Origin of the sequence: Bradyrhizobium sp. CCGUVB1N3 (assembly GCF_024199925.1) — a bacterium.
Classification (GTDB): Bacteria; Pseudomonadota; Alphaproteobacteria; order Rhizobiales; family Xanthobacteraceae; genus Bradyrhizobium.
The window spans coordinates 70,365-87,542 of the sequence record NZ_JANADR010000003.1; the positions used below are offsets into that span (position 1 = coordinate 70,365).

Annotated in this window: 17 protein-coding genes and 1 pseudogene; 10 read left to right on the forward strand and 8 right to left on the reverse strand. The window is 63.9% G+C overall.

Going from position 1 to position 17,178, the window contains the following annotated elements; translation table 11 throughout:
* Nucleotides 1-477 precede the first annotated feature (477 nt).
* The 7 genes from repC to NLM33_RS48730 form a co-directional block, all read right to left on the reverse strand.
* Entirely contained in the window at nucleotides 478-1,710 is a 1,233-nt protein-coding gene (gene repC, locus NLM33_RS48700; RefSeq protein WP_254106631.1) for a plasmid replication protein RepC, read from the reverse strand.
* Nucleotides 1,711-1,904: 194 nt separating this feature from the next.
* Nucleotides 1,905-2,891, reverse strand: a complete 987-nt coding sequence (gene repB, locus NLM33_RS48705; RefSeq protein ID WP_254106632.1) for a plasmid partitioning protein RepB — start codon at nucleotides 2,889-2,891, stop codon at nucleotides 1,905-1,907.
* Nucleotides 2,888-4,111, reverse strand: a complete 1,224-nt coding sequence (repA, locus tag NLM33_RS48710) for a plasmid partitioning protein RepA (RefSeq protein ID WP_254106633.1) — start codon at nucleotides 4,109-4,111, stop codon at nucleotides 2,888-2,890. Before repA ends, repB begins: the two co-directional genes overlap by 4 nt.
* A 270-nt stretch (nucleotides 4,112-4,381) precedes the next feature.
* Nucleotides 4,382-4,534, reverse strand: a complete 153-nt coding sequence (locus tag NLM33_RS50190; protein ID WP_371930205.1) for a hypothetical protein — start codon at nucleotides 4,532-4,534, stop codon at nucleotides 4,382-4,384.
* A gap of 382 nt (nucleotides 4,535-4,916) precedes the next feature.
* On the reverse strand, nucleotides 4,917-6,011 hold the full coding sequence (locus NLM33_RS48720; protein ID WP_254106634.1) for a site-specific integrase: 1,095 nt from the start codon (nucleotides 6,009-6,011) through the stop codon (nucleotides 4,917-4,919).
* Nucleotides 6,008-6,415, reverse strand: a complete 408-nt coding sequence (locus NLM33_RS48725) for a type II toxin-antitoxin system VapC family toxin (protein ID WP_254106532.1) — start codon at nucleotides 6,413-6,415, stop codon at nucleotides 6,008-6,010. The genes NLM33_RS48720 and NLM33_RS48725 overlap by 4 nt, the downstream gene beginning before the upstream one ends.
* The gene (locus NLM33_RS48730) at nucleotides 6,415-6,669 is read right to left on the reverse strand and encodes a type II toxin-antitoxin system Phd/YefM family antitoxin (RefSeq protein WP_254106533.1); all 255 of its coding nucleotides are present in this window, start codon (nucleotides 6,667-6,669) and stop codon (nucleotides 6,415-6,417) included. The genes NLM33_RS48725 and NLM33_RS48730 overlap by 1 nt, the downstream gene beginning before the upstream one ends.
* Before the next feature lie 298 nt (nucleotides 6,670-6,967).
* Between NLM33_RS48730 and NLM33_RS48735 the strand changes: the two genes are divergently transcribed.
* The 8 genes from NLM33_RS48735 (at nucleotide 6,968) to NLM33_RS48765 (ending at nucleotide 14,236) form a co-directional block, all read left to right on the forward strand.
* The gene (locus NLM33_RS48735; protein WP_254106534.1) at nucleotides 6,968-7,246 is read left to right on the forward strand and encodes a DUF1778 domain-containing protein; all 279 of its coding nucleotides are present in this window, start codon (nucleotides 6,968-6,970) and stop codon (nucleotides 7,244-7,246) included.
* On the forward strand, nucleotides 7,243-7,770 hold the full coding sequence (locus tag NLM33_RS48740) for a GNAT family N-acetyltransferase (protein WP_254106536.1): 528 nt from the start codon (nucleotides 7,243-7,245) through the stop codon (nucleotides 7,768-7,770). The genes NLM33_RS48735 and NLM33_RS48740 overlap by 4 nt, the downstream gene beginning before the upstream one ends.
* 257 nt (nucleotides 7,771-8,027) lie before the next feature.
* Nucleotides 8,028-9,683, forward strand: a complete 1,656-nt coding sequence (locus tag NLM33_RS48745) for a Mu transposase C-terminal domain-containing protein (protein WP_254106538.1) — start codon at nucleotides 8,028-8,030, stop codon at nucleotides 9,681-9,683.
* The gene (locus NLM33_RS48750) at nucleotides 9,680-10,615 is read left to right on the forward strand and encodes a TniB family NTP-binding protein (protein ID WP_254106543.1); all 936 of its coding nucleotides are present in this window, start codon (nucleotides 9,680-9,682) and stop codon (nucleotides 10,613-10,615) included. The genes NLM33_RS48745 and NLM33_RS48750 overlap by 4 nt, the downstream gene beginning before the upstream one ends.
* Complete coding sequence (locus NLM33_RS50195) at nucleotides 10,615-11,760, forward strand: TniQ family protein (RefSeq protein WP_371930201.1); 1,146 nt, start codon at nucleotides 10,615-10,617, stop codon at nucleotides 11,758-11,760. The genes NLM33_RS48750 and NLM33_RS50195 overlap by 1 nt, the downstream gene beginning before the upstream one ends.
* Before the next feature lie 275 nt (nucleotides 11,761-12,035).
* Nucleotides 12,036-12,977 carry a DUF1403 family protein gene (locus tag NLM33_RS48755; protein WP_254106748.1) on the forward strand — a complete coding sequence of 314 codons (942 nt, stop codon included), beginning with the start codon at nucleotides 12,036-12,038 and terminating at the stop codon, nucleotides 12,975-12,977.
* 1 nt (nucleotide 12,978) lies between these two features.
* Nucleotides 12,979-13,680 carry an SMC-Scp complex subunit ScpB gene (locus NLM33_RS48760; protein ID WP_254106635.1) on the forward strand — a complete coding sequence of 234 codons (702 nt, stop codon included), beginning with the start codon at nucleotides 12,979-12,981 and terminating at the stop codon, nucleotides 13,678-13,680.
* Nucleotides 13,681-13,828: 148 nt separating this feature from the next.
* Complete coding sequence (locus NLM33_RS48765; protein ID WP_254106636.1) at nucleotides 13,829-14,236, forward strand: hypothetical protein; 408 nt, start codon at nucleotides 13,829-13,831, stop codon at nucleotides 14,234-14,236.
* Nucleotides 14,237-14,698: 462 nt separating this feature from the next.
* Here the strand turns inward: NLM33_RS48765 and NLM33_RS48770 are convergent.
* A pseudogene (locus tag NLM33_RS48770) lies at nucleotides 14,699-14,945 on the reverse strand (transposase); the annotation flags it as partial.
* 828 nt (nucleotides 14,946-15,773) lie between these two features.
* Between NLM33_RS48770 and NLM33_RS48775 the strand changes: the two are divergent.
* Together NLM33_RS48775 and NLM33_RS48780 are read left to right on the forward strand one after the other, a co-directional pair.
* Entirely contained in the window at nucleotides 15,774-16,727 is a 954-nt protein-coding gene (locus NLM33_RS48775; RefSeq protein WP_254106637.1) for a class I SAM-dependent methyltransferase, read from the forward strand.
* Between the two features lie 170 nt (nucleotides 16,728-16,897).
* Complete coding sequence (locus tag NLM33_RS48780; protein ID WP_254106638.1) at nucleotides 16,898-17,137, forward strand: ATP-binding cassette domain-containing protein; 240 nt, start codon at nucleotides 16,898-16,900, stop codon at nucleotides 17,135-17,137.
* The last annotated feature ends 41 nt before the right edge of the window (nucleotides 17,138-17,178 follow it).

Genomic DNA, 17,178 nt, shown 5'->3' on the forward strand with positions numbered 1-17,178 from the left:
GGACCACTGCTGTCGACACCATCGCGAGCAGAGCTGTCCCCGGACGAGCTCGCCCAAACGATTAACACAGTATCACCCGTAGGCTGACCTTATTGGCCGGGAGCCCACTCGCCTTCTTAAGCATTGGCGCCTATTCAATTCGGCCAATTCGAGGGTTTCGCATGTATTGGATGAAAGTCGGTCTTGGGGCTTAACCGAGCTCGCATCCTCGGCCCCTCCGGTCGAGGCACGGCGCGCTCGCCCTCGCTCGTGCTCTCGCGCCATGCCCGCCCCCTTCACCCGTGACGCCTCCTCCTGTTGCGCCGCCTCCCGCCAGCGGACAACGCCCGGGTACGCAATCGCCGCACGAACGACCTTGAGGGCGCCAGCGTCAGCGAGGCACCCTCCCCGCTGACGCCGCAGCCGAAGTCCCTCACCGCAGCTCAGATCACGACGCGGCGGCACGAGCGGTGGCCCAAAGCGACGCTTACCCATCCGTCAGGCCGTTCGTTTTTCCTGGAGCCGGGAGTTGATCTGCGCCATCAGGATGGGCCCGAGCGAGAATTCGCCTACCTCAGCTTTTCGCGTCAGGCCGCGCAAATATCCGCCGGCAGAACGGATGGCGTTACCTCGCTGCAGGATGCAGCCGACCACGATGGCAGCTTGGGTTTCGCCCATGACGGTCTGCGCCTCCTCCCAGGCACTAGGACTAATTCCGAGCATGGATCGAACGACCGCCGCGGTCGCAAGAAAATCGCGCCAGTTCGAAATTCCGCCCTTCGCGTAGTCGATGATGTCTGGGCATGCGCTCAAGACCATCCCCAAGGGATAGGATCCTTCCGCAAACCGCGTCGGTTGAGGTTTTGGCTCAGCACCCGCCGCCCTGCCTTCTCGAAGGCTAGGTTCAAGATCAATGAGGGAGTTTGGTTTTGAATTCTGTATGTGGCGCTCAGTCTGGGACTCATTGGCGCTCAAATGTTCGGATTTGATGTGAGTTTTCAGAATATTGAGCACGTCATCCGCAAGCTGTGAAAGCTCTTCCGCAATCGGCTCGAGCTCTTGCTTCGTCGCGGTGCGCGGAATCTGGTCGACGATCGAGCGGAAGGCGGCGTGGACTTTCTGCCAATCCGCGGGGCCCTGCCCTCCCCTCCGCGTCGGCACGCCCTCTTCGATGCCTGTGGCGATCATCTTGGAGATGTCGCGTCGGCAAAGGGTGATCCGCTCGCGGACAAGCTTGAGCGCCCGAGCCTCTGCCTCAATGTCTGCCGCCAGGCTCTCAAACTCCTCCGATCGCACAACCAGCTGCGACAGGTCGAAGCCGAAGGCCAGCTCGATCTCGCCGGCGCTGTCCTTGCGTGCGTAGCGCTTGCCGTTTGGACTGTCGCGCCGGATGAGGAGCCCAGCATCCACGAGCACGGCCAGGTGCCGGCGAAGGGTCGATGCCGGCATACCATGCGCCCGCAGCGACAGCTGGTGGTTCGACGGAAAGACGACCAGGTCGTCTTCGCCGGTGAGCGCCGTCTCCGGGTGGAACGTCAGGAGCGCGTTCAAAACTGAAAGCGAGCGCTCGGAGACGCCCAGGCGCGACCGCGCCGTGCAGATGGCGTGAAAAATCTTCCATTTGTGCACGACCTTTTCGGGTGCTCGTGATGAGGCGACGATCTGCGTTGCCACATGGGCAAGCGTCAGCGATCGCTGCCCAAAGGGCGTCGTTGATTGATACGGTTCCATGTCTTTGCCTCAGCTGGGCAAAGAAAAATCAGCTCGCCAAAATGACGCCGGCTCGCACGAGACACTTGACTGCGATTCGCGGAAGTGATTCTCTATCTGTTGCCATACAAGATGAGGGCTTCCGGGACGGAGACGTTTCGGGGGCCTTTTTCTTTTGCCGCTACAGTTCCTTTCGTGTGTTCAGGGTACGCGGTTCACGCATCTCCACGACGTCTGAACGCCGCGTAGATCTCGGGCAACTGGTCGACAAGGTAAGCTCCGAAATCGGGAGCGTGCCGATTATCGATGGTGAGCCGGAATTGATCCTTCGCGCGCTCAACACGCGCGACCTGCTTGCCATCGTCGGCTTTGACGACCTGCGTCGTGGGCTTCTTCGGGCGGCGAACGAGGGCTTTGAGGACGCGCTCAAAGCGAGCGTCGCTCGGCACGGTCGGGAAGCTCGGCTCCGTGATCACATCGCGCCATTTCGCATCGCCTTGGTTTGCGAGCGATGCCAACTGCTCCCATCTCGGCCGTCCAATTTTCGGTGCCGCGCCGATCGCGACAATGAGCTCTTCGGGAAGGTCCCGTGCAAGCGATATCATCGTCGACAGATTTCCCTTTTGCACCGAGAGCGCGGACATTAACGCCGCCCGCGTAAAGCCGCGGCCCTCAAGACGGGCTGCGAAGAGTGCGCGTTCAATGAACGAGAGGTCCTTGCGGTCGGTGTTTTCCTTGCCCTGCGCGACGATGAGCTCCTCGTCGGTGAGCTCCCGCACGATTGCTCTGACCGGACGGCCGAGGGCGCGTAACGCTGCGACACGGCGATGCCCATACGCAGCCTGGTAGCGCCCCGGCGCGTCAGCGCGCGGCCGGACAAGAATAGGAACCTGCTGGCCAACCTCCGAGAGACCAGCCTTGAATGTCTCGAAGTCATCACCTTCGACGGCGTCGAGGCGATCCCGAATGAACGAAGGATCGACTAGGTTCGGATCAAGCTCGACGACTTGCGCGCCCGACGCCAGTTGCGCCCTGAGCGCCTGAGCCTCATCGGCATCGTCCGACAAGCTCTTGAGCGAAAGTCCCATTGCTTTGAGGGAGCCGGACGACACGTTCGGACGGGACGATCGTTCCTCGCTCGGCGCGGGCGGCGCTGTGATCGGCGCCATCATCGCCTTGAGTTGATCGCGGCGCTTATTCATGTCGCCCTCCCCCACGCCTCGAGGACAAGCGTCTCGATTTCAGCGTGGACCGTGTCCAGCGCCTCGATTGCGCGGTCGTAGGTGCTGCGGGTAAAATTCTCGCGGCCGATCTCGTAGAGCGTTTGCTTGGTCAGGCCAGCATCGGCAATCGCGGTCGACTTGAGAATCGGTGTCGTAAGAACGCGCTCTCCGAACAAGCTGCGCATGAGCCCGACGATTTGCCCTTGTGGCCCATCGGAGGATTCATACCGGGTGATTGCGTAGCGGAAGAAATCGTAGTCAGCGTCGCCCCCCGCCTGCTCCACGACGTCCAGAAGGCTGGAGGTCATGTGTAGGAACTGCGACATGGACGCGACGTCCAGCATTTGCGGATGAATGGTCACAAGGACACTCCTGGCCGCGCATAGCGCAGAGAGTGTCAGGAAGCCGAGCGACGGAGGGCAATCGAGAACGACGATGTCATATCGGTCCTCCACCGAGGCCAGGGCCGTCGCGATCCGAGAAAAGAACATCCGATCCGAGCTTCGGCGCCCCTCCGCGAGCACACGCGGCGTGTCGTGCTCGAACTCCTGGAGTTCGAGATTGCCCGGAACGATGTCGAGGCCGGCGAAATAAGTCGTGCGAATGACCTCGCTCAACCGCCTCTGTTGGTCGTCGTATCGGATCGCGCCGTAGAGCGTATCATTCTCATGCAAGTCGAATTCGGGCTGCAGTCCGAATAGCGCTGACAGCGACGCTTGTGGGTCGAGGTCGATTGCGAGCGTTCGAAACCCGCGCATCGCGAAATATTGCGCGACGTGCGCGGCGGTCGTCGTTTTGCCCGATCCGCCCTTGAAATTCGTGACGGCGATTACCTGGAGATGATCGCCTGCGCGCCGGGTCGGCAGATAGTTCGGCTTCGTTCGCGCAAGCGTTCGGCGCACTTCATGGATTTGTTCAAGTGAAAATAGACGCCTGCCGCGGGCGTTTTTTTCGGTCTCGGGCACATCGCCGGCGATCGACAATTGGCGAATATAGGCGTCGGTGACGCCAATCAGCTTCGCAGCCTCGCCGGAGGTAAACTTGCGGAGCTCCTTCTGCGCCGCTGGAGGAAACGCGCGAGTACGGAGTTCTTTCAGCTGCGCGCTGAGCAGGTCCGCATCCGACTCGATCAAACGGGTCAGGGAGCGCACCTTCTTTCCGGTACGACGACTCGGGTCGACTTGTGTTAGCTCTGCCATCTACGCTCAATGCCGCTATTTTTCATATTGAGCGTAAGTTCTCCTGTTCGTCCGAGTCGGTCAAGCGATTTCGAGTTAACGGCCATTAACTATTGCGGCGCGACCCTACAAGCTCCCTTGTATGCAAGGAGCGACTGCGCGCTGCCCCGTCGCAGCACGCTCGGTCCGCCAGAGGTGCGCGGATCGAGCATACGCGATTCGGGCCTCGCCGTTTTCGGCGCGCTCGCTTGGCACAATGCCTTGGACGCTTCCACTTAATCGCGAAAGTTCTCAGCTGAGAACCTCCGCTCCGAATCGCCGCGTCGCGCCTGCTCCGCTCGACATCGTGCAGATCGACCACACCAGGGGCCACGTCACGGTGGTCGATCCAGTGACGCGGCTGCCGATCGGCCGGCCGACGCTGACCGTGGCGATCGACGTCAATACGCGGATCGTAATGGGTTTCTACCTGTCGTTGGAAGCACCTTCGCTGACGGCTGTGGCGTTGTGCCTGACCCATTCATCGTTGGGTTTGGGCGATGAGGTCGGGCTGCTGCCTCCAAGATGGGGAGGGGGCGCCCTCCTTGTGAAGTGTTCGCGCCGTATCCGCGCTCCCGCGACCAGCATCCCCGACCACCTGCTTCAGTCTAAAGCATACAGGCAACAGACCAACCTATGGGGCAATATTGCAGACAGAAATGTCGAAACGGCCAATCCGAGGCATAGCTCGGCTTACTTGGTGGCGTCCGACCGACGGCCACGCGCGTCTGCGACAGGTACCGCGCGCGACATGAGCGCCGAGGGCAGGTGGACCTCTTTTCCCCAGCTATAGGCCTGCGGCCTTGGTGAGATTGACCCGGAAGCGGTCGCGCCGCCGCTGATACCGGCGGGTCATCTCGGCGCTGGCGTGGCCGAGCTGCTTCTGGACGTAGCGCTCGTCGACCTCGGCCGAGGAGGCGAGGCCGGCGCGCAGCGAATGCCCGGCGAATTTTTCCTCCCGCTCGCCTTCGGGCAGGTCGGCGCGCACCCCGGCGGCGAGCGCGGCGCGTTTGACCAGCCGGGCGACCTGCTGGTCGTTCAGGCGATCGGGCCCGACGTCCTTGCCTTGATCGCGCACCCGGCGGAACAGCGGGCCGTGGCCGATCCGGGCCAGTTTCAGCCAGATCTGCAGGGCGACGATTGGGCAGGTCGCATCCGACGAGCCGCGGCCGATCTCGATCTCGCGCCAGCCGGTCTTGCCGCGCAGGGTGACGATCAGGCCCTTGTCGAGGATCTCGACCCAGCCTTGGCCGTCCTCCGTCTGGTCGCGCTGGACGTCGAGGCCGACGATCTCGGAGCGGCGCAGGCCCCCGGCAAAGCCGATCAGCAGCATGGCGCGATCGCGCAAGCCCCGCAGCGTGCCGCGGTCGAGGGTCTCGAGCATGCCGATGACGTCCTCCGGCAGCACGGCTTCCTTCTGCCGGGGCGGGGCGGCGTGGGTGTTGCGGATGCCGGCGAGCACGGTCGCGATATGCCGATCCGTGCGGTCGAGCGGTGTGCCGCGCTGCGCATAATTCCAAGCGAGCGCCGAGAGCCGGCGCTCGATCGTCGCGACCGCATTCGGCTGGCGATCGGCGGTCGCCGCGCCCGAGGCGCAGGCGGTGATGTAGAGGCCGACGGTCTGCGGGGAGGGTGGCAGGACCTCGAGGCCCTGGCGCCGGCACCAGGCGGCAAAGTGCTTCCAGTCAGCCGCGTAAGCGCGGCGGGTATTGGCCGAGCTCGCCGCCGCGACATAGCCGCGGGCGCGCTCGGCGAGGCGCGCAAGATGCGTCGGCAGGGCAGGGGAGGGGGGCTCGCCGGTCGGTTCGGGCGTCGATGCCGCCGCAGCCAATGTGGTCGGCAAGGTTTCAGTGACGCCGTCAGTGCTGTCAGGCGGCGTCATGTGCCGACCTCCCAGGGATTGATGAGGGACGCCCCTATATCGTCGAAATCCCGCTCGTTGCGGGTGACGAGGATGAGGTCGTGCACGATCGCCGTGGCCGCGATCAGGCCGCCGATATCGCCGCGCGGCCGAATCGCGGCGATCCGGCCCCACTCGACCGATATCTGGTCGGTCACGGGAAGAATCCGATCGGCGTGGTCGTGGCGCAGTTTACGGAGCCACTCGGCCAAGTGTCCTGCCGCCTTCGGATCGGACCTTTGCCGGAAGGCGATGCCGCGCATGATCTCGCCCAGCGTCAGCGTGCTGAGATGAACGCTGCTAGGATCGACCGAGCGCAGCCACGAGGTCGCCTGCGGCGAGCCGCGGCGCGCTTCGGAAATCACATTGGTGTCGACGAGGTACATCAGAGTGCGAGGTCGCGGCTCGGCGTCGTCGCCCGGGCGCCAGCGGCCTCCGCGAAGTCGTCGTCCCAGGCCGGGCCGGCCAGCAGGTCGTCGACCAGGCTCGGCCGACCGGCGCGCAAGGCGTCGTAGTCGGCGGCCGACAGCACCACGGCGGCCCGCATCCCGCGCAGGGTGACGACCTGCGGCCCCTCGAGCCGGGCCTTCTGGACGAGCTTGGAGAATTGGTTCTTGGCGTCCTGTAGCTGCCATTCCATGAGCGCGCGTTCCTAGCTGGACTGTCTAGCTATATAGAGGCCTGGGGGTGGGTCCGTCAATCGGGTCACCCGAACTCGCCGCCGTCTCCGGGGCGCGATCGGCGAGGCCCGCAAGATAGGCCAGCAGGGGAGGAGGCCTCGACAATGTCCCGAGCGGCGGCGACGACTTCGGGAAGATCCTCGTTTTCGGCGCCGGTCAGAATCGTACTGCCCTCCGTACATATTGTGTGCGTACGAAATTGACTTGGTCTGCAATCTCGCGTACATATTGTGGCTGCACAAGGAGTAGATTTGAGCCATGGCGCGCGTTGCCGTCGATGACACCAACCGCATGAATCTGCGGATCAAGCCGGAGGTGAAAGCCCGGCTGATGCGTGCGGCTGCGCTACGCCATACCGATCTGACCAGTTTTGTGACGCAGTCGGCGCTGCGTGAAGCGGACGCCGTCATTGCCGAAGCCGATGCGATCAATGTGTCGGAGCGCGATTTTGCGCGCATTCTCGACCTCCTGGACAATCCGCCCAAGGCGAATGCCAAGCTGCACGCGGCCGCAGCCGGTCTGCCCAAAGACCTGTGACGCTTCCCGCCTGGCACGAGGAGCCGGTCGCCAAGGGCCATGACCGCAAAGCCTTCGACTGCGGCGATGGCGCGCTGAACACCTTCCTGCTGCGCTATGCCCGCCAGGGGCATGAGCAGAACGCGGTCAAGACCTATTGCGCGCTCGCCAACGCCACGCCGAACCGGGCCCTCGGCTTCTACAGCCTGGCGCTGGCGTCGATCGCGCACGACGCCGTGCCGGCCGCCATGACCAAAGGCCTGGCGCGCCACAAGGTGCCCGGATTCCTGCTGGCGCGGCTCGCGGTCGACAAGACGGTCGCGGGCAGGGGGCTGGGTGGCCAGCTGCTGCTGGCGGCGGCTTTGCGCTGCCTGCGGGTGACGGAAGAGGTCGGCGGCGTGCTGATGGTCATCGAGGCCAAGACCGCGCGGGCGGCACAGTGGTATCGCAGTCTTGGCGCCGAGCCGCTGGCCGATCAACCGCTTGCCTTGGTCACCCCGCTTGCGACCTTCGCCGACGCGTTGCGGGCGGCCGGACGTCTCTAGCCTGCCTCCAGCGCCCTTTGCCGACACCTGCACAACGTTACCGGCAATTTCGGAAGCCCAGCCAAGAGGCGGCCGGGAGCCCGATTGCGGGCGATTTTCGATCGTCTGGGCGCTGAAAACGGGTGTCGCTCGCGATTCATTGGCGGACGGTAAATCATTGATCTGGCGCGAATCATCTTCGGAGTTCAAGGGCGGATTCTAGCCGAATCACCGGAATATTCGTAACCATTGAGCGGACGAACTTTCAGCGAGGCGCTGTGGTTCATAGGCCCGACAGGGACACGGTCGATGATCCTGCCTGGAATGAGGCGGTTGCAAGGGAGATCGTGATCCGGCGGCTGGTGGCGCTCGACTGCCCTGGCCGGTCAGACTTCTTCCGGGCTTGCCGTGAACTCGGCCTTAGGCGAACCCGCCTTTATGAGCTGATCAGGGCGTACCGGGAGCATCCGGTCACGAGTTCGCTGTTGCCGCGTCCGGCGGGCACGCGACGAGGCAGCCGCCGATTGCCGGACGAGACCGAAGCGGTGATCGCCGAAGCGTTGCGGGAGTTTTACAAGACGCGCCAGAAGCCGAGCATCAATCGGCTGCACAAGGAGATCCGCAGGCTCTGCCGCTCGCGCGGCCTGCGAGCACCGTCCTGGTATGCCGTGAAGACGCGGATCGCTGCGATGGATCCCGCCGAGCTCTCTGTGGCACGGGAAGGCCCGAAGGCAGCACGCGACCGCTTTCGGTGCGTTCCCGGACAATATGCCGCCGAGCACGCCTTCGACGTTGTCCAGATCGACCACACGCTGGTCGATGTGATTGTCGTCGATCGCCAGTATCGACGACCACTCCAGAGGCCGTGGCTGACGCTCGCCATCGATGTCGCGAGCCGTATGGTCGCGGGCTTTTATCTGACGCTCGAGGCGCCGTCGGTGGTTTCGGTTGCACTCGTCATCCAACACCTCGTGCAGCCGAAAGGGGCATGGCTTGCCGGGCTGGGGATCGATGGGGAGTGGCCAACCTCCGGCTTCCCCAATTCGATCCATGTTGACAACGCCAAGGAGTTCCGGTCGCGCGCCTTGCAGCGTGGCGCTGAGGAATATGGCATTAAGCTCATCCACCGCCCGGTCGCCACGCCCCACTATGGCGGCCATATCGAACGGCTGATCGGCACCATGATGGGCGCGGTTCACCTTCTGCCGGGCACGACATTCAGCGATATCGACGAGCGCGGCGGCTATGATTCAGCCGCCAATGCGACGATGACACTCGACGAGCTGGAGCGGTGGCTGGCGCTCGAGATCGTGCGCTACCACGCCGATCGCCATGGCGCGCTGGGGATTCCGCCGCTGGCGGGCTGGCACGAGGCCGCGGCCCGCCGTGTCAGGCCTGTGCGCCAGCCCCATGACCTCGCCGGCTTCATGATCGATTTCCTGCCCAGCCTCGACCGACTGGTGCGGCGTGACGGCATTCATCTGTTCGGTTTGCGCTACTGGGATGACGTGCTCAGCATCTGGGCCGGCCGGCTCGACCGGCCGCTGCGCGTTTCCTACGATCCACGCGATCTTTCGAGGGTTTTCGTGCGCGCTCCAGACGGGACGCGCTGGCCCATCCGTTTTGCTGATCTACGTCGCCCGCCAATCACGCTCGGTGAGCACCGCCGCGCCCGGACCGCCCTGCGGGAGCGTGGTCTGACGCTGGTCGACGAGCAACTGATCTTCGAGACCATCGAGGCCCAGCGCGCACTGGTCGATGAGGCCACGAGGCGCACCAAGGCAGCGCGCCAGTTGGCGGAGAAGCGCGACCGGGCGCTCGGCGCTGCCGCGCCAAACAAGTCGTCGGCGCCGGCCGAGCCTCCGCAGATTGAGGACGACCGGCCGATCGATTGGAGCAAGGTGCCCGTTTTCTCCGTCGAGGAGTGGTCGTGAGAGGCGAGGGGACATACGAGCACCTCGACGAGCGCTACCGCCGCTATGCGGCGCTGCCCGACGACGAGCGCATTGCCTGGATCAAGGCCGACCGCTGGATCGGCTTCGACCAGGCAGAAGCAGCACTTGTCCGTCTGAATGCCTTGCTGGCCTATCCGCCGCGCGACCGCATGCCCTGCCTGCTGATCTATGGCGACACCGGCATGGGCAAGACCAAGATCGTGCGCAAGTTCGAGCGTGCGCACCCGGCCACATTCTGCCAATCGACCGGCGTGACCAACAGGCCCGTTGTCGTGGCGCAAGTGCCCTCGGAGCCGATCGAGCGCGACCTCTATCGCGAACTGCTGACCAGCCTGCAGGCTCCCGCCCTGGTCGGCGGCACGCTTGCCCGCGAGAAAGACATCTGCCGCTCGCTGCTGCGCACCGTCGGCGCCAGGATGATCGTGCTCGACGAGGTCAATGGCATGCTGGCCGGCACCTATCGGCAGCAGAGGATATTTCTGAATGCGCTGCGGTTTCTCGCAAATGACCTGAGAGTGCCGCTTGTCTGCGCCGGCACCGACCTGGCGCGCCAGGCCCTGCTCACCGACGCGCAGCTCGCCGAGCGCTTCGAGGCATTTCATCTCAAGCCCTGGAAGAACAATCACGCCTTTGCGCGGCTCTTGAAGAGCCTGGCTGGCATCCTGCCGCTGCGTGCCGCGTCCGATCTCGAAAGCGACGTCGTCCGTGGGCGGGTCCACATGCTCACCAGCGGCGTCACGGCCCGGACTTTCCGGCTGATCGAAACGGCCGCCGAGGAGGCGATCCGGTCGGGACGGGAACGGCTCGATCGGATGAGCTTCGGCGACGATCTCGTCCTGCCGCTTGTGTCGATGACCCGATCTGTGCGCGGACGGGCGGCTCCGGGGATGACCCAGATGGCGGGGGAATGATGCAAGGGCGTCTGCCTGTGGCGCCACGGCCCTATCGCGACGAATTGCTGTCGTCGTGGCTGGCACGGGTGGCATGCCGCTATGGCCTGACGGCGCGCGAACTGGCAGGCCATTTCGCCGCCGGCGGCAATGGCCTGTCCTCGTTCCAGCCGATCGACGACAGGGCGCCGCTGGCGGGGCAGACGAGGGTGTGGGCGCAGGCTTGCGGTGTCGACCCCGAGCGACTGGAGCGCCTGTCCTTGAGCAGGCGTTATCCGCGGCGTCCCCGGTCATGGTACGCGCGCCGGGGACCGGAATGGGCGCCATCGGCAATGACCGGGTCATGCCCGGTCTGTTTCGCCTGCTTCGCAGCCGATCGTGACGCAGGTCGCGATGCCTATCTACGAGCCGGCTGGATGCTTGCCGAGCGCTGCATCTGCCCGATCCACGACCGGCTGCTTTACGATCGCTGCGTGTCGTGCCACCGGCGTCTTTCCGTGGCTTTCCGCTTGCTTGACGGGGGCGCGCGCCCCGTCTGCAGCTCTTGCGGCCTGATTCTGATCGATAGGGGAGGGGAGGGCGGCCGCCCGCAGGACCGTGCCTTGTTGGGAAGGGCGCTTGCGGTCCAGCAGCGGATCTCAGTGACCGTCAAACAAGCTCCCGAAGAGCAGCAGCTTGAAAAGGCGCTTGCGACCCTCTGGGCGCCGCTTGACCATGCTGCAGCGGCGCGACCCGTGCTGGCGCTCTGGATCAATGAACCCGGCTGGCGCTGTCCCACGAAGCCAGGCATGCCGTCGGCGCCGAAGCGCCGCTCGGACAGCTGCCGGTGCGCTGGCGCTTTTTCACCCTGCTTGCCCTGGACGATGTTTTCGGCGCCGAACTGCGCCTGGACCGTGAGATGGGGGCCGCCGCGGCTCACCTGGTCCGGCGTGCCGCAGCACCCAAAATTCGCACCGGAGCCCGGCCGCCGCGACCGCCGGCCAGGCGATTCAGTAATGCTGAGACTACGTGCTTTGGCACGCAGTCTCACGAATTCCGATTCAGCCAGTCCACAATGGCGCTCCGGGAATCTCATAATGGTGCGCGAGATTTCCGCCCAAGCCCTTGAGATTCATCTGGCCGCACAAGGACGCGCGAGATGTCGTCCGCGCGCCCGATTGGCGTGAATTTCCGCATTCTGCGCGACGAGAGAGGCCATCCTGGAGGCCGCTGTCCGGGGATTAAGCGCAAAGGCGGTCCGCTCAATGACTGCGAATTTTCGTCGATTTGATGCCAAAACGGGGCTGTCCGGCGGTGAAACGCCAGCGACAACGGGCATCCTCTCTATAAAGGGCAAAACGACTGATAAGGCAACATTATCACGCGTTGTTATCCCCCGACAGGTGCGGCGGTTTTGGCGATTTTTGATGCCATAAGCGCCGCAATCGGCATAAGCTTCGCCATGCCCCCGCGCGCGCGAACTCTCCCGGAAGCCCCGCCGACCGTCCCGCCCGCACCGAGCTGGGCGCGCCAGGTCGCGTCCGCACAAGCCGCTGATGATGCGATGTTTTTGGCCGGTGGCGCGCTCGCCGCACTCCACCCCATCGCGCGCAGCGAACACCCGCTCGGCCAGCTCTGGCGATATCGATTAGCGCTCGCCAGCGCCGCTGTGCTCGCCCGGAACAGTGGGCGCCGCGAGGACGAGGCTTCCCTGCGCGACGCCTGGTATCTGCGCCGCACGACCGATGATCCCGGCCCGGGCGGGCGCATCCTCGCGGCCTGGCGCCAGCTCGGCGCGCGCGCCGCCATGGCGCCGGACGACTGGCTGATGACGCTGTCCGTTCGGTTCGAGCTGCGCGTCGACGCTGCGCTCACGGATGTCGTCACAGCCGCGACACAACTCGCGGCCGGACAGGGCAGCGCCGTCGCGGCCGCCGCCGAAATCGCGGCGCTGAGCCTGCGCCTCGTGCCGGCAAGCGAGCCGCTGGCCCTGTGGCTGGCCGACGTCGTGCTCGCTCACCGCCTGAACTGGCCGATCGCCGTGCCGCTGATCGCGAGCCAGGTCCGCCGCGCCGATCTGCGTGCCGCCGGCAAGGCGGGCGGCGTTGACGACGCCTGGCTTTCGGCCTGCGCCCTGGCCTATGCGCGCGCCGCCGCGGCCGCATCGGAGCTCTACGCCGACCTCGTGCGCCGGGCCAACCGGCTGCTGGCGGCGGCGCCAAAACTGCGCGGCCGCGACGCCGACAGGATGGTGGGGATCCTGCTGATGGAGGACGCGCAAGCCGCCGGCGCCGGCCAGTCCGCGAGCGACCGCTCGACGCGGCGGCTGTTCGAGCGGCTGGTGTCGCTTGGTGCGGTGCGCGAGCTCACGGGACGGCCGACCTTCCGATTGTACGGGCTCTGAGATGGGGCGGCGCGCGCGAGCCAAAGCGGATCTCGACACGGAGCTCGCCGAGCTGCCGCCGGAGCTGCGCTGGCGCGAATGGATGGGCCGGGTCGAGGCCGTGATCTTCGCCGCACCCGCGCCGGTGACCCGCGAGACCCTGGCGCGCGTCGTCGGCCGCGACTGCAGCCTCGATCTGATCATCGACGACATCCGCGCCGAGCTGCGCGGCCGGCCCTACGAGCTCGTCTCAGTGGCCGGCGGCTGGCAGCACCGCACCCGGAAAAACTTTGGCGATGCGATCCGCGCGGCGATCGGCGGCGCGAGCGATGGCAAGGCGCTGTCGCAGTCCGAGACGCTGATCCTCGCCTGCATCGCCTATTACCAGCCGATCACCCGCAGCGAGCTGTCCGCCTTCTTCGGCAAGGAGGTCAGCCGCGATACCATCGCCCGTCTGCGCGGATTAGACTTCATCGCGAGCGGCCCGCGGAGCCCGCAACCCGGCGCGCCTTACACCTATGTGACCACCAAGGGGTTTTTGGTGCAGTTCGGCCTGGAGACGTTGCGCGATCTTCCGGATATGGAAGCACTCGAGGACGCCGGCCTGCTCAGCAAGGATAAGATGTTGGCTGGAGAGTTTCCGATGGCTGGCGGTGCTGAAGACGATGCGGATGGCAGCGCCATCGGCGATGCACTGCGCGACGAAGGGGATCCATCGCGATGAGCGGCACCAACGAAATGGTCGTCAAAGTCCCCGCTGTCGAGAGTCCCGGACGATCATCTCGTCGAGATCGCCCATATGCGCGATGGTCGGGGGAGCGTGCAGACAAAAGCCTTGCTGGCGCAACGACGAGGCTCGATCTCAACAGCGGTTGGGCATCGACTGGGACGGCATGGAGTTGCCCGTCGCAAGGCTCTCGCCTTCGTTTGGGCGCGCGCTCATCGAGATTCGCCCGCTCTCCAATGACAGCGCCGGTCAATCGCCCAAGCCAAAGCGCAGACCGAAGGTGCGGCCGCCAACGGACAGTGAATTCGCCGCCGTGGATGCCGCACAGCAGATCCAGATTGCTTGTGTCCATGCTGTGGGCGATCGAAACGGGGAGATCTGCAGAATATCGAACCACGGCCTTTGGGCCACGCGAATCGATCGAGCCGTCGATTGTCTTCCGGACGACGAAGAAAGTCTGGCTCAACGCCGCATTGCATGGATTCCTCAAGCGGCGGTCGCACTACAGCGTCAGCGGCGCGACCGTCCTGCAATTCGGGAAGCCGTGCCCTGACAGCGGAAAATCGGCACGCGGTGCGTCGGCGTGGAGCATGCACCGCGTGCCACCGAAGCTCGTGCCAGTGCGCGGGCAACCCACACGCCGATCTGGGCCGCCTCTTCCACGAGCATCAGTCAGCCGAGCATGACGCGTGCACCTGACGACAAGCTGACGGAGCGGCCGTTCCGCCCCTTTGAGCGGAGGTGAGCCATGAGCACCGTCATTCTGGAGCTGTACGAGAATTATTGCGCGCTGGAGGTGCAGATTGCGCGCCTCAGAACGATACCGATGCGACCCGCCTTCGGCTGCGGCGCGCCGAGCTGGAGGAGTCGATTTGCACGCGGATCAACGGTGAGACCTGCATCGAGGATCTCGTTTTCCGCGTGTTCGAAGTCTCGATCGGGAGCCGGCGGCTATCTTACTTCCGTGTGACTCGGCATCTGCCTCCTCCTCCGAGGCGCGAGGGTTTGGCTTGCTGCGGTTCTCCCGTTCCAGCGCCTTCAGCTTCTCGGCCATGTCGGTCGGAAGACCGGCCCGCTGCCCGGTATCGATCTCGGTTTTCTTGACCCAGTCATGCCGCGCCTGCGGCGTGCAGCCGATCTTGGCCGCAATCGAGGTCACCGCCGCCCAGCGTGAGGGGTGCTCGCTGGCGTGATCCAGAACCATCCGAACCGCGCGGGCCCCGGACCTCGGGTGAAAACTTGTTCGTCGTCTTGCTTGTCATGGCTCCATCCTTTCAGGAGTTGGAGCCTCCGGCAAACCCGGCGCGGTTCATTATCCAACTCGCGCTCAGTCCGCTCGAGTTCGCGCTTTTGCGCCTCGATAAGGCTCCGCGCTCGATCCTCAGCCGATTCACCTCCCGGGTAAACTCTTGGCAGAATTCCTTGAACAGCTCGATCCTAGGCCACAGATAGCAATACGCAATTCGAACCGCGATCCTGTAAATCGCGATCGCTCTGCCGTAACCGTGCTCACGCTCAAAACGATCAATCCTGCCCGAGAAGAGTGCTCGGCGTGGCCAGCATATCCTGCGCGACTATGGTGTGACCCGTTCGAGCGGCGGCGCGTCCGTGAGGTCATGGTGCGCGAGGTCGATAGTCTGCCGGCGGCGGCGAGTCGCTGTTATCGACGGGCGGGCTCGGACTCGCAAGCAGCACGATCAGCGCGGCGTCGAGCTGGGCGGCTTCCTATCAGGATTATCTCAGCATTGTCGCGTCCAACGATGGAGCCGATGATGATCGGCAGGATCGAGCGATGCAGCGCATAGCTCTATGCTCGCTCCACTCATAGTCGTGCCATCAACGTGTGGTCATTGCGATCGCTGCCATTCGGCACTCAAGAAGCCTCAACGTCACAACTTAAATGCCGGAGAATCTCGTGGCCGCTTTTGTAGCGACTTTATCTTCTCATACGTGCTCTGCAATAAGAGGCGGGCCCTCTGCTTCACGAAGCGAGACTGAAAAAAGCGCGCGATGGGGTTTATGCGTCGGCCGATCTCTGCGATAAGGCATCAAGTGCCTGAAGGCAGCATTCGAGTGTCCTGCAAAACGAAATGGGGAACATTGAGTTGCGAACAGATTTTTCGCGTATCAATCAGTCTAAAGCTATCTTCGATGATATTTATGCTTTGGAGGATCCGAGAGCATATTTCTCTGTCCTGGGAGACTTGGATTATATGATCCCGGACGTGGCTGAGCCGGTTGTGCGCCAGATTCTGGCAGCGAAAGTTTCGGCAACCGGCCTTAAGCCGGTCGTGCTTGATGTTGGCTGTTCATACGGCATCAACGCAGCGGTGCATCGATTTCCACTGACCTTCGGGGGCTTGCGTCATCGCTACGCCCGGCGCGAGATGAGGGCGACTATTTCTGATACACTGGTGCGGCTCGATCGCAATTTTTATGCAGCCTGGCCTGATGTCGGTCTGGCGCGATTTATCGGTCTCGATGTATCGGCACCGGCGATCAGCTATGCAACGGCTGTTGGTCTCCTTGAGCAGGGCATTGTCGCTGATCTTGAAAAGGAGACGCTATCGGAGGACAGCGCGCGTATTATCCGCTCCACTGATGTTATCATGTCGACGGGTTGTATCGGCTACGTTACCGAGAAGACGTTCAGTAAACTTCTCGATGCGACGGAGAAGCGTCCATGGATCATCTCCTTCGTGCTACGGATGTTCCCGTTTGACTCCTTGGCTGCGACGTTCGCGAAGCGTGGCCTTGTGACAGAACGTCTTACCGGCGCGACATTTATTCAGCGTCGCTTTCGCGATGCTGAAGAGTTTGAAAGTTGTTTGGCCACCTTAGCGGCGCTTGGCGTCGATGCTACCGGTCTTGAATCGGAAGGGCTATTTCACGCCGATCTGATCTTGTCCCGCCCTGAGGAGGATGCGCGTGCGAGCCCCCTGGAAGACATTGTCACCGTCGCCAGCGGCAGGGGGCGGCCGATCGGGCCCCGTTATGTTCATGTTGAAGGCAACGAGGGCTTGCAGGTCGCGTTGGAGCCGTGACGGGTTCGTTTTCCGATGATAGCCGTGGGTGTGACCCAGGGAACTGTGCACCTAAGTGGATCATGGCCTGACTCCCCGCATAGCTACTTCTGTCAGGTCGATAGTCGCCTTGCTCATGGCAGCTTTGCCGATTTCGAATCCATCTGTTTCCGTGCCGTACATCGAGATCGATGCTGTGTCAAAATCCTTATGAAGGGCGGAGTGTTGCCGCTTCCAACGTATCGCTCGACGTGCAGCAAGGTTCACTGGTCGCGCGCGTAGGTGGCTCGGGATCTGGCAAGACCACGCTATTGAAGACCATCAATCGCCTCGTCGATCCTGACTTGGAGAAGTCAGGATCGACGGAATGCCTGCGAAGTGTGAATCGGCGCCGACCTGAGGCCCTTGAACTAGAGCATTCGCCGAGCTGAGTGAATCGAAAGGGATTGATCGGGATAGGGGGGTGCCTCAC

Excerpts from the sequence above, each read along its gene's own strand:
- repB (WP_254106632.1), bottom strand. The coding sequence starts at position 2,891 with ATGAATAAGCGCCGCGATCAACTCAAGGCGATGATGGCGCCGATCACA.
- repC (WP_254106631.1), bottom strand. The coding sequence starts at position 1,710 with ATGGAACCGTATCAATCAACGACGCCCTTTGGGCAGCGATCGCTGACG.
- NLM33_RS48735 (WP_254106534.1), top strand. The coding sequence starts at position 6,968 with ATGGCGCGCGTTGCCGTCGATGACACCAACCGCATGAATCTGCGGATC.
- NLM33_RS48725 (WP_254106532.1), bottom strand. The coding sequence starts at position 6,415 with ATGTACCTCGTCGACACCAATGTGATTTCCGAAGCGCGCCGCGGCTCG.
- NLM33_RS48775 (WP_254106637.1), top strand. The coding sequence starts at position 15,774 with ATGGGGAACATTGAGTTGCGAACAGATTTTTCGCGTATCAATCAGTCT.
- NLM33_RS48760 (WP_254106635.1), top strand. The coding sequence starts at position 12,979 with ATGGGGCGGCGCGCGCGAGCCAAAGCGGATCTCGACACGGAGCTCGCC.
- NLM33_RS48780 (WP_254106638.1), top strand. The coding sequence starts at position 16,898 with ATGCTGTGTCAAAATCCTTATGAAGGGCGGAGTGTTGCCGCTTCCAAC.
- NLM33_RS48720 (WP_254106634.1), bottom strand. The coding sequence starts at position 6,011 with ATGACGCCGCCTGACAGCACTGACGGCGTCACTGAAACCTTGCCGACC.
- NLM33_RS50195 (WP_371930201.1), top strand. The coding sequence starts at position 10,615 with ATGCAAGGGCGTCTGCCTGTGGCGCCACGGCCCTATCGCGACGAATTG.
- NLM33_RS48730 (WP_254106533.1), bottom strand. The coding sequence starts at position 6,669 with ATGGAATGGCAGCTACAGGACGCCAAGAACCAATTCTCCAAGCTCGTC.
- NLM33_RS48755 (WP_254106748.1), top strand. The coding sequence starts at position 12,036 with ATGCCCCCGCGCGCGCGAACTCTCCCGGAAGCCCCGCCGACCGTCCCG.
- repA (WP_254106633.1), bottom strand. The coding sequence starts at position 4,111 with ATGGCAGAGCTAACACAAGTCGACCCGAGTCGTCGTACCGGAAAGAAG.